At 69.1% G+C, this 14,826-nt stretch carries 16 protein-coding genes; 9 read left to right on the plus strand and 7 right to left on the minus strand.

What is annotated here, in order from left to right; all coding sequences use genetic code 11:
• Positions 1-69 precede the first annotated feature (69 nt).
• Positions 70-1,173 (plus strand): esterase/lipase family protein, encoded by a 1,104-nt coding sequence (locus OV287_RS53175; protein ID WP_267541756.1) that lies wholly within the window; start codon positions 70-72, stop codon positions 1,171-1,173.
• A 98-nt stretch (positions 1,174-1,271) separates the two neighbouring features.
• On the plus strand, positions 1,272-2,333 hold the full coding sequence (locus OV287_RS53180; protein ID WP_267541757.1) for a hypothetical protein: 1,062 nt from the start codon (positions 1,272-1,274) through the stop codon (positions 2,331-2,333).
• On the opposite strand, the gene OV287_RS53185 is transcribed toward OV287_RS53180, so the two are convergent.
• Positions 2,330-3,112 carry an SDR family NAD(P)-dependent oxidoreductase gene (locus tag OV287_RS53185; protein ID WP_267541758.1) on the minus strand — a complete coding sequence of 261 codons (783 nt, stop codon included), beginning with the start codon at positions 3,110-3,112 and terminating at the stop codon, positions 2,330-2,332. The genes OV287_RS53180 and OV287_RS53185 overlap by 4 nt on opposite strands.
• 541 nt (positions 3,113-3,653) lie before the next feature.
• Between OV287_RS53185 and OV287_RS53190 the strand changes: the two genes are divergently transcribed.
• Positions 3,654-4,547: a LysR family transcriptional regulator gene (locus OV287_RS53190; RefSeq protein WP_267541759.1), complete on the plus strand. Its 894-nt coding sequence runs from the start codon at positions 3,654-3,656 to the stop codon at positions 4,545-4,547.
• Between the two features lies 1 nt (position 4,548).
• On the opposite strand, the gene ygiD is transcribed toward OV287_RS53190, so the two are convergent.
• The gene (gene ygiD / locus OV287_RS53195) at positions 4,549-5,346 is read right to left on the minus strand and encodes a 4,5-DOPA-extradiol-dioxygenase (RefSeq protein WP_267541760.1); all 798 of its coding nucleotides are present in this window, start codon (positions 5,344-5,346) and stop codon (positions 4,549-4,551) included.
• A 281-nt stretch (positions 5,347-5,627) separates the two neighbouring features.
• Complete coding sequence (mobA, locus tag OV287_RS53200; RefSeq protein WP_267541761.1) at positions 5,628-6,284, minus strand: molybdenum cofactor guanylyltransferase; 657 nt, start codon at positions 6,282-6,284, stop codon at positions 5,628-5,630.
• A gap of 102 nt (positions 6,285-6,386) precedes the next feature.
• On the opposite strand from mobA, the gene OV287_RS53205 reads away from it, so the two are divergent.
• The 4 genes from OV287_RS53205 to OV287_RS53220 are packed head-to-tail and all read left to right on the plus strand — an operon-like array spanning position 6,387 to position 9,515.
• On the plus strand, positions 6,387-7,628 hold the full coding sequence (locus tag OV287_RS53205; protein ID WP_267541762.1) for a molybdopterin molybdotransferase MoeA: 1,242 nt from the start codon (positions 6,387-6,389) through the stop codon (positions 7,626-7,628).
• On the plus strand, positions 7,628-8,137 hold the full coding sequence (gene mobB / locus OV287_RS53210; protein WP_267541763.1) for a molybdopterin-guanine dinucleotide biosynthesis protein B: 510 nt from the start codon (positions 7,628-7,630) through the stop codon (positions 8,135-8,137). Before OV287_RS53205 ends, mobB begins: the two co-directional genes overlap by 1 nt.
• Before the next feature lie 59 nt (positions 8,138-8,196).
• Positions 8,197-9,081: a formate dehydrogenase accessory sulfurtransferase FdhD gene (gene fdhD / locus OV287_RS53215; RefSeq protein WP_267541764.1), complete on the plus strand. Its 885-nt coding sequence runs from the start codon at positions 8,197-8,199 to the stop codon at positions 9,079-9,081.
• Between the two features lie 8 nt (positions 9,082-9,089).
• Positions 9,090-9,515, plus strand: coding sequence for a VOC family protein (locus OV287_RS53220; RefSeq protein ID WP_267541765.1), 426 nt, complete (start codon positions 9,090-9,092; stop codon positions 9,513-9,515).
• Positions 9,516-9,520: 5 nt separating this feature from the next.
• On the opposite strand, the gene OV287_RS53225 is transcribed toward OV287_RS53220, so the two are convergent.
• Positions 9,521-10,441 carry a ribonuclease Z gene (locus OV287_RS53225; RefSeq protein ID WP_267541766.1) on the minus strand — a complete coding sequence of 307 codons (921 nt, stop codon included), beginning with the start codon at positions 10,439-10,441 and terminating at the stop codon, positions 9,521-9,523.
• A 90-nt stretch (positions 10,442-10,531) separates the two neighbouring features.
• Between OV287_RS53225 and OV287_RS53230 the strand changes: the two genes are divergently transcribed.
• A complete protein-coding gene (locus OV287_RS53230; protein ID WP_267541767.1) occupies positions 10,532-11,407 on the plus strand; it encodes a UbiA family prenyltransferase in 876 nt (291 codons plus the stop codon).
• Positions 11,408-11,495: 88 nt separating this feature from the next.
• Positions 11,496-11,984: an RpnC/YadD family protein gene (locus tag OV287_RS53235; RefSeq protein ID WP_267541768.1), complete on the plus strand. Its 489-nt coding sequence runs from the start codon at positions 11,496-11,498 to the stop codon at positions 11,982-11,984.
• Between the two features lie 23 nt (positions 11,985-12,007).
• On the opposite strand, the gene OV287_RS53240 is transcribed toward OV287_RS53235, so the two are convergent.
• The 3 genes from OV287_RS53240 to OV287_RS53250 all read right to left on the minus strand — a co-directional run bounded on the left by OV287_RS53240 (position 12,008) and on the right by OV287_RS53250 (position 14,788).
• Positions 12,008-12,445: a GNAT family N-acetyltransferase gene (locus OV287_RS53240; RefSeq protein WP_267541769.1), complete on the minus strand. Its 438-nt coding sequence runs from the start codon at positions 12,443-12,445 to the stop codon at positions 12,008-12,010.
• Between the two features lie 8 nt (positions 12,446-12,453).
• A complete protein-coding gene (pgm, locus tag OV287_RS53245) occupies positions 12,454-14,091 on the minus strand; it encodes a phosphoglucomutase (alpha-D-glucose-1,6-bisphosphate-dependent) (RefSeq protein WP_267541770.1) in 1,638 nt (545 codons plus the stop codon).
• Between the two features lie 91 nt (positions 14,092-14,182).
• Entirely contained in the window at positions 14,183-14,788 is a 606-nt protein-coding gene (locus OV287_RS53250) for a hypothetical protein (protein WP_267541771.1), read from the minus strand.
• Positions 14,789-14,826: the final 38 nt, after the last annotated feature.

The following is a 14,826-nucleotide window of genomic DNA, read 5'->3' on the forward strand; positions in this document are numbered from 1 at the left end:
CCGCGCTGTCCTGCTCACACACCCACTGCCCTGACCGGCCCCCCGGCAGGGACACCCCAAGGACTCACCATGAAGAAGCTGCACACCCTCTTGATGGCGCTGTGCGCGCTCGGGCTCACCACCCAGGCGCAGGCCGGCGCCGCGAAGACGACGTACCCCGTGGTGTTCGCCCACGGCATGGCCGGCTTCGACGACATCCTCGGCTACGACTACTGGGGCGACGACTACGGCATGTTCGTCGGCGACGTCTGCAGCCTCTTCGAGGTGCCCTGCAACGAGGACATCGACGGCGGGCAGAAGACGTTCGTCGGCCAGGTGCAGCCCTTCCAGAACTCCGAGGTGCGTGGCCTGGACCTGGCCAACGACATCGAGGGCTACATGGCCAGCGCGGGCGTCACGCGCGTGAACCTCATCGGCCACTCGCAGGGCGGCCTGGACGCGCGCAAGGCGGCCAAGGTGCTCTACACCCGCAAGGGCTACACCGTGGTGCCCGTGCTCGTCAGCGTGTCCTCGCCGCACCGCGGCTCGCCCGTGGCCAAGTACATCCTGGACCTGAAGCCCGGCGTCACCAGCGTCATCGCCGCCCTGGCCGAGTTCTACGGCAACGTCGTCTACCAGTCGGGCAATGACGCCTTCGCCGGCGCCAAGCAGCTCGTCTACAACGACTACAGCGCCACCGACGGCATCACCACCGGCGCCAAGAACTTCAACGTCAACAACCCCATCGATGCGCGCTACGCCTCGCGCTACGTGTCCCTCATCACCGCGCAGAACGGCGCCAGCGTGAACCCCGCCCTCTGGCTGGTGAGCGAGTTCTTCTACGACATCGACGGCGACGGCTACTGCACCGACGACTGCGACAACGACGGCGCCGCGGGCAAGGGCGACGGCATCGCCAACGAGGCCGATGACGACGGCCTGGTGGGCATCAACTCGCAGCAGATGGGCTACCGGCTGAAGTACAGCGAGTCCACCTTCGGCTTCGACTCCGTCACCAACGACGCCAACGTCCCCTACCTGGGCACCATCAACGCGCCCACGTCCGCGCAGATGACCTCCACCTCGAGCGTCATCAACCAGGACCACATGGACGTGGTCGGCGTGGGCCCGGACACCTTCGATGAGCCCGAGTTCTACGCGGCCATCTTCCAGTACATCGCCACCTACGACTGACGCACGCCTCACTCCCCGGAGGGCCCCCCGTGCGTGCGAGGGCCTTCCGGGGGTAGCCTTCTCCCGCTTCCGCCCCCCTCCCAGAGATGACGCCGCCCATGAATCGTCGGAAGGCCCCCCTGCTGCTGGCGCTCGTGCTGCTCCTCGCTGGCTCCGCGCTGCTCGTCTTCAAGACGCGTCCCGAGCAAGGCTCGTCCCCGGAGGCGGCCCCGGCACGGGCCTCGGCCCAGACTGCGGCCAACGCACAGGCGCTCGCGGCCCGGAACCGGGCGTCACCCGCGGCCGGTGCACAGGAGGGCGAGGACGGACTGGAGCAGCCAGGTGGAGACCTCGTCTCCTATCTGCGCTCGCGCTTTGGCGCCCACATCCGCAACCCGCACACGCAGATGCGCATGCTGGAGCAGCTCATGCGCCACTTCCAGAAGCTCAACCCCACGGGCTGGGAGGCGGACCTGCTGGCCGTGCTCAAGCAGGCCTTCCCCGAGCTGTATGACGAGCTCGCCCAGCGGCTGCACCAGCGGCTCGACTACGAGAAGTGGGTGAAGGAGCACCACGCCGAGCTGAAGGACAAGCCAGAGGCCGAGCGCCGCGCCGCCATCTGGGAGGAGCGCAACCGCCTGTTCGGCAAGGAGGTGGCGGAGAAAATCTGGGTCGCCGAGCTGCGCAACCTCGCCGTGGCCGATTCGCTCAAGGTCATCGACGCGCTGCCCGGCGCGAGCGTCAGCGACCGCATGGCGCAGTACAAGCAGAGCATCCAGAAGGCGTATGGCGAGAACTCGCAGGCCTACGTGCAGACCCACCAGCAGGAGCTGATGAACCGCTTCCTGGACCTGGGCTCGGTGCAGAAGGACCTGGGGAGCATGCCGCCCGAGCAGCGCGCTCAGAACCTGCGCACCATCCGCCAGGAGATGGGCCTGGACGAGCAGGCGCTGCAGCGCTGGGAGGAGCTGGACCGGGTGCGCGACACGCGCTGGGAGCTGGGCTCGCAGTACATGTCCGAGCGCGAGGCCCTGGCCCAGGACTACTCGGGACCGGAGCTGGAGGCGCGGCTGACGGAGCTGCGCGCGCGCTACTTCTCCGACGAGGCCCAGACCGTCGCCGAGGAGGAGCAGAGCGGCTTCTTCCGCTTCACCCGCCCCCGGCAGTGGGGCCGCAACTAGCGAGCGGTATAGCCGCCGTCCACCACGAGCTCCGCGCCGGTGACGTAGCGCGAGGCGTCCGAGGCCAGGTAGAGGATGGACTCGGCGATGTCCTCGGGCTCGCCCATGCGGCCCAGCGGCGCGGCGCCCTCCAGCTTCTTCCACGCCTCGTCCTCGCTGCCCACCTGCTCGACGAAGCCGCTCCACCAGTCCGCGTTCTGCCAGATGGGCGTGCGCACCCCGCCCGGGAACACCGAGTTGACGCGGATGCCATCGGGCGCGCACTCCATGGCCACCGCCTTGCTCAACATGCGCACCCCGCCCTTGCTCGCCGAGTAGGCCGCCGTCCCGGGACTGCCCACCAGCCCGGACACCGAGGCCACATTGACGATGGAGCCCCCGCGCTTGCCCAGGCGCATGGTGCGCACCGCGTACTTGGTGCCCAGGAAGACGGCGTCCAGGTTCACCGCCATCTGCTCCCGCCACTCGGCCATGGACATCTCGGTCACCGGGCGCGAGATGGCGATGCCGGCGTTGTTCACCAGCACGTCCAGCCGGCCATACACGTCCAGCGTGCGCGCCATCACCTTCTGCCACGTCACCTCGTCCGTGACGTCGTGCACCACGAAGAAGGCCTGCCCACCGGCGGCCCGGATCTCCTGCGCGACCTGCTCGCCCGCTGGCGCGATGTCCGTGACCACGACTCGCGCGCCCTCGCGGCCAAACATCAGCGCCGTCGCCCGACCGATTCCCGAAGCCGCCCCCGTCACGAGGGCCACCTTGTCCTTCAATCGACTCATAAAGGCCGTACCACCCTCGCCCTCTCCGCCCGGAACGGGGCCTGGGTGAGGACACACGTTACCTGAGTTGCAGACCTTTCTGGCTATGTAATTTTCGAGAATTACTGAACTTCTCGCACCTTGGGTGGAATCCACGTGGCCAAGAGTGGATTCCGCGGCCCTACCTTCCCCGGGAGCCGCCGCCCCGGCTGTGGAGCCCCGCCGCTCGGGGTTCTGCCTCGTCCCACCGCGCTGCGAGCCGCGCCCCGTCGCTCCACGGGCCACGCGCGGCGCTGGACTCCGAGGCGCCTGGAAAACCTCCTTCGCCGGGGAGACGGTCCGCTTGGACGCGGCGGGCTGCTCGTTGAAGGTGCGTCCTGGCACCGTCTACCCCCCTCGTGAATGCCGCCCTCTTCAGCGGCTCCACCTTCGAGGGTGCGTCTCACGTGCCTCGCCCGCTACCTCCGGGCCTCCGCCCCGGAACCCGTGCGGACGGCCGAGAGCCTCTGATTCCTCCCGTTCCCTATAGTGTTGCCGTGGTGGCCCTTCCTCCGGAGGAACAATGGATTTGAACCTCCTCGGCCTCTTCGTGGCCGTCGCGGAGACCGGAAGCTTCTCGGAAGCGGCCCGCAAGCTGGGACTGCCCAAGTCCTCCGTGAGCAGGGGTGTGGTGAGCCTCGAGGCCTCGGTGGGGACGCAGCTGCTCCACCGCACCACCCGTCATGTCTCGCTGAGCACCGCCGGTGCCGCGCTGTACGAGCGGGCGGCGCCCCTGCTCGCCTCGCTGAAGGAAGCGGTGGGGAGCCTGCCCGAGCGGGAGGAGGCGCCCTCGGGCGAGCTCCGGCTCACCGCGCCGCATGACATGGGGGCCACCTTCCTGTCCGAGGTCATCGCCCGCTTCACCGCGCGCTACCCCTCGGTGCGGGTCGACTGCCGCCTCACGAACCGGAACGTGGACCTGGTGGCGGAGGGGTTCGATCTCGCGCTGCGCGCCGCGGGAACGAAGCTGGCGGACTCGTCGCTGATGGTCCGGCGGCTCGGGGCGCTCGACGTGCAGCTCTTCGCCTCGCCCATGTACCTCGCCCGCCGAGGGACACCCCGCACGCCCGAGGACCTGACCGAGCACGACTTCGTCGCGTTCCGGGGGCTGAAGTACCTCAGCGAGCTGGGCATCTCGGAGAAGCACGCGCGCGTGCTCGCCGACGACATGCTCTTCATCCGCGAGGCGGTCAAGGCGGGCGCGGGAATCGCGGTCCTCCCCACGTTCCTCGCCCAGGCGGATGTGACGTCCGGGCAGCTCGTCCGCGTGCTGCCGCGCTACACGCAACCGTCGACAACCCTCGTGATGCTGCACCCACGCGCTCAGCACGTCCCAAGGAAGGTGTCCGCCTTCCGGGACTTCCTGCTCGAGTTCCTCAAGGGGCGGCCGCTCTCGGCGCCCCACGCCGGAGGCTGAATCAGCCGAAGAGCACCGAGCGCATCGACAGCGAGCCGAGATCGAATCCGCTCACCGGGAAGCGCACGGCATCGCGGTCACCTGCGGCGCCAGCGGCGTACAGCAGCGGGAGGTAGTGGTCGATGCTCGGGTGCGACATCCGGCCCGCGTCGGTCTCGATGACGCGCGACAGGAAGGCACCATCGTGCTGTTCGAGCGCCCGGGTCACGTCCTGGTCGAAGCTCTCGGCCCACTGCGGGGTGGTGGTATTGCCCGAGCGCATGCTCGTGAAGGCATGGCGCAGGTTGTGCGTCACGTTGCCACTGCCCATCACCAGGACGCCTTCGTCACGGAGTCCCGCGAGCGCTCGGCCCAGCGCGAGGTGCTCGGAGGGCGCGAGCCGCGCGTCGATGCTGAGCTGCACGACCGGGACATCCGCCGCGGGGCGCAGGTGGTGGAGCACGGTCCAGGTGCCATGGTCGAGCCCCCAGTCGTGCTGGACGGACGCACGAGAGGGCCCAAGCAGCTTCACCACGCGTTGAGCGAGCTCGACGCTGCCGGGGGCCGGGTACTGCATCTCGTAGAGCGCGCGGGGGAAGCCACCGAAGTCATGGATGGTGGGCGGGTGCTCGTTCCCGGTGAGAAAGGTGCCAGGGAGGAACCAGTGCGCGGAGATGGAGAGAATGGCCTTCGGCTTGGGCAACTGCCTGGCGAGCGAGCGGAAGCCGTCGGTCCAGGTGTTGTCCTCGATGGCGTTCATTGGGGAGCCGTGCCCGATGAAGAGCACCGGCATGCGTTGCTCGGTGGAGGTGGTAGGCATGGCGGAGGTTCCCTCCTCGGGGGGACGCGCGGCACGAGCCGAATCACGGCACCCCAGGAGTGGCAGGGTCGTGGCGACGCCCAGCGCAGCGGCCTTGAGGACAGCGCGCCGGTTCGGTCGATACGAAGACATGGGGAGATCATGCGCGGCGAGCCGTCGTTTCACTAGAGCCCCGCCGGGCAAATCACCGTTCCTGGGGTGGAACAGCGCTGCTCCCTCTCCCTTTGGGAGAGGGCGGGGGGTGAGGGTTTGTCCCCCTCTGTCTCGCGGGAGGAAGACCCTCACCCTGGCCCTCTCCCAGAGGGAGAGGGGATATAGGGCGGAAGTGAGGCCCCGTGGCGCGCCAGATCCTCTGGCGTGTTCACGCTCACCACCGAGCGCAGTTCCGCGTCCACCGCTCGCAGCGTCTCCTCCTCGAGGCGCTTCGTCCGGCAGCGCGACAGGAGGGCTCGGAGCGAAGGCTCCTCCGTCTTCAGGGTCTCGCCCCACTCGCCCGATAGGGCCCTCCGGTACAGGGCCAGCAACGGCTCCTCCCGACCGCCTACCGTGAAGCACACCGCGTCCACCTCGGGTCCCCGCGCCTCCAGCAACACCCGCACCGCCGCCTCCGCGATGAACGGCATGTCGCATGCCACCGCCAGCACCCACTCCGTGCTCGCCCCCACCAGCGCCGCATGCACCCCTCCCGGCGCGCCCCTCCCTCGCACCACGTCCTCCACCGTCCGCAGGTTGAAGCGCCTGTAGGGCCCCGGTTCGTTCGCCACCAGCAGCATGTCCCCGAACAGCCGCCCCAGCCCCAGCACCCGCTCCAGCACCGTCCGGCCCTCCACCTCCAGCAGGCCCTTCGCCACTCCGCCCAGCCGCTCGCCTCTTCCGCCCGCGATGACCGCCAGCGTCACCTCCGGGTACTCCGGCCCTCTTCGTTCCCCAGCGTTCACGCCAAGCCTCCTCGCGCCCCGTGCTCCGTCCGATGGTGGAGGCTACCTTCATCCCGACTCCCCGCTCGTCCCGCCCTTGCGCTAAAGCTCCCTGGACGACGCATGTCCCTCACTCCGCTCGCCACCGCCCGGAAGGCCGCCCTCGACGCGCTCCGCCCCGCGCCGCCTACCCGCGTTCCCCTCCTCGAGGCCCTCGGCCGATTCCTCGCCCAGGACGTCGTTGCCTCGCGTTCGCTCCCCGGGTGCCCTGTCTCCGCCATGGATGGGTATGCCGTCCGCGCCGAGGAGACCTCCGGCTCCAACCGCGACCGCCCCACCCGCCTCCACGTCGTCGACACCATCTACGCTGGCCACCTCCCCTCGCGCTCCCTCCAGCCCGGCGAGGCTTCGCGCATCTTCACCGGCGCTCCCCTCCCCGACGGCGCCAACGCCATCGTTCGCCAGGAGGCCACCGTCGTTCCCGGCGAGGGGCTCGTCGACGTATGTGTCAGCGTTCCTCCGGGCAAGGACATCCGCCCCACCGGAGAGGACCTCCTCGCCGGCACGCCCCTGCTCCGCGCCGGACAGCGCATCGAGGCCTCCATGCTCGGCGTGCTCGCCTCCATGGGGGACACCCACGTCCTCGTGCGTCCGCTGCCGCGCGTCGCCGTGCTCGCCACCGGAGACGAGCTTGTTCCTCCCGGAGCCCCAGCCCTGCCCCACCAGGTGTATGAGAGCAACCTCATCCTCGTCGCCGCCCTGGCTCGCGAGGCCGGCGCCCTCGTGGTGGCCCAGGAGCGCGCCCGAGATGATGATGAGGTATTGCGCTCGGCCCTCCGGCGGCTGGCCGCGGACGCCGAGGTGCTCGTCACCACTGGCGGCGCTTCCGTGGGAGACAAGGACCGCGTGAAGAGTCTCCTCGCAGAACTGGGTGCCTCGTTCCTCGTGGATGGTGTGGCCCTCAAGCCCGGCAAGCCCGTGGCCGTAGCGAGGCTCGGCACCACCACCGTCGTCGTGCTCCCCGGCAACCCCGGCGCCGCCACCGTCGCCTTCGACCAGCTCGCCCGGCCGCTGCTGCTGCGCTACCAAGGTGTCTCCGAGGAGCGTCAACGCGTGCGGGTTCGGCTCGATGACGGGCGCCACAAGCAGGCCGGCTTCACCTACCTCATCAGCGGTACCCTGGAGACGCGCGAGGACGGACAGGTGTGGGCGCGCATCCGCTCGCAGGGGGCCGGGCAACACCTGCAGAACATCGGCGCCGAGGGCTACGCCGTCCTCCCCCCGGGCCGCGCCGACTTCGCCCCAGGAGACGAGGTGGACTTCGAGCGCTTCGACCGTCCCCGATTCCTCCCGGTGGAGCCGTAATGCGCCCACCCGCGCTCGCCGTGGTGGGCTGGTCCGGCTCGGGGAAGACGACGCTCCTCACGCGGCTCGTGCCTGAATTACGCCAGCGGGGCCTGCGGGTGGGCGTGGTGAAGCACTCGTCCGACGCGCACCCGCTGCACCTCGAGGGCAGTGACACCGCGCGTTACGCGGAGACCGGTGCCACCTTCGTCGCCTTCGCGAACCCGGCTGGTGTGCAGCTCACCTTTCCCGAGCCTCCCGGGCAGGTGCTGGCCCTGCTCGAGCGCTTCGCCGACACCGTGGACCTGGTGCTCGTCGAGGGGTGGAAGCAGGGGCCGCTGCCCAAGCTGGAGGTGTGGCGAGAGGGACTCGGGCCGCTGCTCGCGGCGGAGCGCCAGGACGTGCTCGCCGTGGTGAGTGATTCCGCGGTGACCGGGGCGGCGCAGCGGTTCGCGCCGGATGACGTGCAAGGGATTACCAGCTTCCTCCAGCAGTGCCTGCGGGACGGAATGCTGAGAACAACGGATTGAGCCCGTGTGTGTCCCCTCTCCCCCTGGGAGAGGGTTAGGGTATTGCCGGAGCCACCGTGATGACCGAGGACAACCCCCCGCTCCCGTTGCCTCCCGGAGTGACGCGGAGGCCCGTGAGCCGCTACACCGCGGACGGCCAGCTCGCGCCCAATGAACCAGACACCGTGGCCATCGAGGAGCCGCTCGACATCCGCATCAGCGGAGACACGGTGGCCGTCACCATGCGCACGCCGGGAGCGGACCGGTACCTCGTCACCGGCTTCCTCTTCGCCGAGAGCCTCATCCACTCGGCCGAGGACCTCGGAGGCCTCGCGCACTGTGGCAGGCCGGGCGAGGAGGGTTACGGCAACACCGTCGAGGTGACGCCCGCCCCCGGGCTCGTCATCGACCTGGAGCGCATGAGCGCCACGAAGCGGGGCACGCTGACCACCGCGGCCTGTGGCGTGTGCGGCCGGCGCAGCGTGGATGACTTGATGGCCACGTGCAGCCCCGTGCCTCCGGGCCCGGAGCTTCCCGCCTCCGTGCTCGCCCGTGCGACAGAGCACCTGCGCTCCGTGCAGCCCAACTTCGCCCGCACCGGTGGAGTCCATGCCGCCGCCGCGCTCGATGCCCAGGGCACGGTGCTCGCCGCCTTCGAGGACGTGGGCCGCCACAACGCCGTGGACAAGGTGGTGGGCGCGCTGCTGCTCGAACATGGATTGCGCTCGGCGCGTGCCTCTCAGCCAACGGCGATGCGCCCGACCGTGCTCGTGGTCAGTGGACGCGTCAGCTTTGAGATCATCCAAAAGGCCGCGGTAGCCCGTTGCCCCTTCGTGGCCAGCGTCTCCGCGGCCAGCTCGCTCGCCATCGACCTCGCCGATCGCGCGGGCATTACGCTCGCCACCTTCGTGCGCAACGGACGCTTCAACGTGTACACCCACCCCGAGCGCATCCGCGAAGGCTGAGGCTCCCCATGGACAAACCCGAGACCTGGCCCGAGGGCCTCCCTGTCACGCAGCTCCGCATCGCCCGCCCCACCGACAAGCTGGAGGAGCTCGTCCGCTTCTACGTCGAGGGGCTCGGCTTGAGACACCTCGGAGGCTTCGAGGGCCACGCCGGTTATGACGGCGTGTTCATCGGGCTGCCCGGGTACGGCGTGCACCTGGAGTTCACCCGTCACGAGGCGGGCAGCCCGTGTCCCGCGCCCACCCGCGACAACCTGCTCGTCCTCTACGTGCCGGACGTGGCCGCGCGAGATGCCATCGTCGCGCGGCTCTCGGCCATGGGCTACCCGCCCGTCGAGCCCGAGAATCCCTACTGGGCCAAACAGGGCGTCACCGTGGAGGACCCCGATGGGTGGCGCGTGGTGCTGCAGAACACGCGTGGCATCGGGCCCTGAATCGCCTACCCCGCGCGGGCGCGCTTCGGCACCTCGACGTGGTCCAGGTCGCGCACGGCCACCACGTCCTGCACCAGCGCCTGGGCCTCCTGCACGAACGGCGCCGTGTCCTCGTAGCGCTGCGAGAAGTGCGTGAGCACGAGCCGCCTGGCCTTCGCCGAATGGGCCAGCTCCGCTGCCTGACGCGCCGTCATGTGGAAGTGGCTGTGTGCCTCCTCGCGCTCGCTGTCGAGGTACGTCGACTCGCACACCAGCAGGTCCGCGCCCTCCGCGAGCCGCCCGGCATTCGCACACGGCCGCGTATCCATGATGAACGCGAAGGCCTGTCCCTCCCGCTTCTCGCCCACCTCCTCCAAGCGCACGATGCGGCCACCCACCTCGGCGAAGCCTCGCCGCTGAAGCTCTCCGACGCGCGGCCCCGACAACCCATGCTCCGCCAACCGGCTGGGGATGAGCTGCACACGCGCGTGCTCCTCGAGCCGGAAGCCAAAGGTGTCCACCGAGTGCTCCAGCCGCGCCGCGGACAGCTTGAAGCCCTTCGTCTCGGCCAGCACGCCGTCCTTGGCGATGGGCCTCGGCACGATGGTGGCCTTGTCCATGAAGACCGTCGCGTGCCGGAGCCGCTCGTAGAAGGCCTGCCCCGAGGCCGGGTAGTAGACCTCGACGGGATGGGGCGCCGAGTCCAGCGAGAGCCGCTGGATGATGCCGGGCAGCCCCAGGGCGTGGTCCCCGTGGAAGTGGGTGATGCAGATACGGGTGACCTGGCGGGCTGACAGCCCCGCGTACGTCATCTGCCGCTGGGTGCCTTCGCCCGGATCGAACAGGATTCCTTCCTCGTCCCAGCGCAGGAAGTAGGCGTTGTGGTTGCGGTGACGCGTCGGCACCTGGCTGGCGGACCCGAGGACGATGAGCTCTCGATTGGACATACACGTATCTCCCGCGACCTGGCGCGACGGACTGACGATGGACCCAGACCGGCTCCCGCCCTCATTCCTGACGGTATAACGTCCAGGGACTTGCGCCCCCTGCTCGTCCTGCTGGCTCGCGGCAACCTCGTCATGGCCCTCAGCATGGCCGCGGCGACCTGGCTGGCTCAGGTGCTTGCAGGTCTACCAGCCGAGCCCCTCCCGCCCTTCATCGCCTTCCTGGTCATCTACTCCATCTACAGCCTCGACCGGGTCACCGAGCTGGACGCCGACAGCCGCACCCATCCCGAGCGGGCCCGCTTCTCCCAGCGTCACGCGGGGCTCATCCGAGGATCGGCTCTGGCGGCCTACGCCCTCGCGCTCGGGCTGGCGGGAAGGCGGGGAGCCTGGTGCGTGGCCGTTACGCTCCTGCCGCTCGCCGCCCTGCTCGTCTACAGCTTCCCGTTTCTGCCCCGGGCCGTGGCGCACCGAGTGGGCTTCTCCCGTCTCAAGGAGGTGTTCGTCCTCAAGAACGTATGGGTCGCCGGCACGCTGGCCGCCACGCCCGTGCTGCTCGCGGGGGTGTTCCATGGCGCTGTGAGGAATGGGAAACCACTGGTGGCCACCGGGGTCTTCCTGCTCGGGCGCTGGGCCGTCAACGTCATCCTCTTCGATGTGCGGGACGAGGCAGGAGACAGGGCCAACGGTCTGCGCACAATCCCCGTGGTCCTGGGCCGAGCGCGCACCCTGCGCCTGCTCCATGGCATCAACGTGCTACTGGTGCTGCTCGCGCTGGCGGTGCCCCTGTTCGGGCTGGCCTCGCCACGCTTCGCGCTCCTCGGGGTTAGCTGTCTGTATGCCTGGGTCTACCTGCGCCGGGTGGAGCGTACAGAGGACATCCACTTCCTCTGTGACGTCGTCTCCGATGGGGAGTTGCTGGTGCTGGCCGGCGTGGTCCTGCTCGTTACCTGGTTGCCGGGACTCTAGGACGCGGCTGGACCCGAGCCGCGAAGACAGTGTCTCGCAGGCGGGACGCGAGGGGACGAGATGGACGCCCCCGGCCAACCAGTTCCCTGTGCGCCGCCGCTGGCCCGCTGCATGGCTCGTGCTGCGCCATGTACGCACCAGGGAGTTGGCCCAGAAGCTGCCGGACTGGGTGGCGCTCTTCGCCCAGGTGTACGCAGACGCCGAGGGCACCGAGCATCTGGCGGTGGTCATTCGTTACCTGCTGTGGGAGGAGGATGCGGCCGTCCACACAGCAGCAAGGCGGGTGTTACATTCTGTGATGGATGGGCAACGAGCGGAGGAGCTGATGGGAAGCTGGGCCGAGGAAATGATGGAGAAAGGGATCCAGAAGGGTCTAGCGAGGGGACGGGAGGAGGGTCTGCTCCGAGGGCGTGCCGAGGCGGTGCTCCGGATTCTCACCGCGCGCGGAGTGCACGCCGACGAGGCAGCCCGGCAGCGCATCCTCTCCTGCACCGACGGCGCCACCCTGGACCGCTGGTTCGATCGGGCACTCAACGCCACCACCCTCTCCGAGGTCCTGAACGACCTGGCCCAGTAGGGCGTCCCACCCGGAAGTCCAATTCACTTCCTGGGCAGGTACTTCTTGAACGCCCGGCTCACCGAGCCGTCGTACCCGAGCCGCTCGAAGAAGGCGTGGGCCTCCGTCCGGTGCACGCTGCTCAGCAACATGAGCTTCGTGCAGCCATGCTCCCGAGCCACCTGCTCGGCGTGCTCCAGCAGCACCCGGCCCACTCCCCGCCCCCGAGCCCCCGCGTCCACCACGAGGTTCTCCAGCAACGCGTAGGGCCGCTCCTCGAACATCACGTCCGGGCACAGGTGGAGGAGCACCGTCCCCACCACCTCGCCGTCCCGCTCGTCCACGAAGCAGAAGTTCGAGGTGTCCTGCCGGAGATTCTCGAGCCGCTCCGGCAGAACGAGGATGCGCGGGTTGCCGGGCACCAGCACCTCATACAACCGCTGGAGGGCTCCCGCGTCCTCCGCCCGCGCCTCGCGAATCATCCCGGGGCTCAGCCTCGCGCGAAGGCGTCGCTCACAATCTGGCGCGCCTCGTCCACGATGGACTCCAGGTGCTTCGCGTCGCGGAAGCTCTCCGCGTAGATTTTATAGACGTCCTCGGTGCCCGAGGGCCTCGCGGCGAACCAGCCGTTCTCCGTCACCACCTTGAGCCCGCCGATGTCCGCGTTGTTGCCGGGAGCGCGCGTGAGGCGCTGGAGGATGGGCTCGCCCGCGAGCGTGGTGGCGCGCACCGCGTCCGGCGACAACTTCTTGAGCGCCGACTTCTGCGCCGCTGTGGCCGGCTGGTCGATGCGCGTGTAGAGCGGCGCGCCGAACTTCTTCGTGAGTTCCTGGTAGTGCACGCCCGGATCCTTTCCCGTGCGCGCCAGAATCTCCGTGGCCAGCAGATCCAAGATGATGCCGTCCTTGTCGGTGGACCAGACGGTGCCATCGCGGCGCAGGAACGAGGCGCCCGCGCTCTCTTCCCCACCGAAGCCCAGCGAGCCCTCCAGCAGCCCGTCCACGAACCACTTGAAGCCCACGGGCACCTCGACCACGCGGCGACCCAGGTCCTTGCCCACGCGGTCGATCATGCTGCTGCTCACCAGCGTCTTGCCAATGCCCGTGCCGGGCTTCCAGCCGGGACGGTTCCGGTACAGGTAGCTGATGGCCACGGACAGGTAGTGGTTGGGATTCATCAACCCCACGCTGCGGGTGACGATGCCGTGCCGATCCGAGTCCGTGTCGTTGCCGAAGGCGATGTCGTAGCGGTCCTTGAGCTCGACCAGACCAGCCATGGCGTAGGGCGACGAGCAGTCCATGCGAATCTTGCCGTCATGGTCCACGCGCATGAACCGGAACGTGGGGTCCACCGTCTTGTTCACCACCTGGATGGACAGGCCATAGCGCGCGGCAATGGGCTCCCAGTACGCGAGGTTGGAACCACCCAGCGGATCCGCGCCGATGGACAGCTTCGCCCCGCGCACCACCTCCAGGTCCACCACGTTGCCGAGGTCCTCGACATACGGGGTGATGAAGTCATACGTCTTCACGGTGGAGGCGGTGCGAGCGCGCTCGTAAGGAATGCGCTGCACGCCCGCGTTGTCCGCGCCGAGCAGCTCGTTGGCGCGCTTCTCCACCCAGCCGGTGATGCCGGTGTCGGCGGGACCACCGTTGGGCGGGTTGTACTTGATGCCACCGTCCTCGGGCGGGTTGTGCGAGGGCGTAATGACAATGCCATCGGCCAGCCCCTGCGTGCGCCCGCGGTTGTACGTGAGGATGGCGTGCGAGATGACCGGGGTGGGCGTCGCCCCGCCGGTGAAGCGCACCTGGACGCCGTGGGCGGCGAGCACCTCGAGCGCCGAGCGCTGCGCCGGCTCGGACAACGCATGCGTGTCCATGCCGAGGAACAGCGGGCCGTCGATGCCTTCCTTCTTGCGGTACTCACAGACAGCCTGCGTCACCGCCAGAATGTGCGCCTCATTGAAGGCGCGACGCGCAGCGGAGCCACGATGGCCGGAGGTACCAAAGGCCACGCGCTGCTCGGCCACGCGTACGTCCGGCCGCTCGGAGTAGTACTGAGAGCGCAGCGTCTCCGGGTTGATGAGAATGGAGTCGGGAGGGAGCTTGCCAGCGAGAGGATGGGCCACGCGGCGAATCTACCGCCGCATGGCCCCCATCCCGTCCACTTGTTTTCGCCGGTGTTGCCTCGTTCACTCCGCTCGGGAGGCGCACGGGGTGCTACTGCTGCTCGACCTCGGGGTCGTTCACCCGCTCGTTGTCGCTCGGAAAGCTGTCACCGCCGAAGCTCTCATCCTCGGAGCCCGAGCCGCCCGTGCCACGGGGGTCGTACTTCTCCTTCTCCTTCGCCTTGGTCTTGTCCTGGGTGTCCTTGTCCTGGGTCTGCGGCACATCCCCCGTGTCCGGGGTGCCCAGGTCCGTGCCCGAGCCACCCGTCCCCTGGTCATCCAACAGGCCGGAGTCCCCTGCGCTGTCGGGAATCGTGGCGTCATCCTGGATGACATCGTCCTGGGGCAAGTCGCCAGAGCCACCCGTCCCTGGGTGCTCCGGGTTCATGGTGCCCGAGCCACCGTAGTCATCTGGAATCGGAGTGCCCGTATCCGGGATGGGCTCTCCAAAGTCATCGACGCCCAGGTCACCGGCGCCTCCCGTGCCTCCAGGCGGCGGGGTGGTCTGGTCCGTGGGCGGCGGAGTCGGGGTCTCGCCCTGCTCCGCGGGTGGCTCCGAGGGCGGCGGCATCTCCGCCGCCTTGTCCGACTTGCACGCGGTCCCGAAAGCCATGGCGCCCGCGATGAGGCCCGCCAGAATCAGTCTGGTCCTGGTCATGTGCTGTCTCCCTTGAAAAAAGCCGCTGTTGGCCAGGA

It is taken from the genome of Archangium lansingense, assembly GCF_026626635.1.
Lineage (GTDB): Bacteria > Myxococcota > Myxococcia > Myxococcales > Myxococcaceae > Archangium > Archangium lansingense.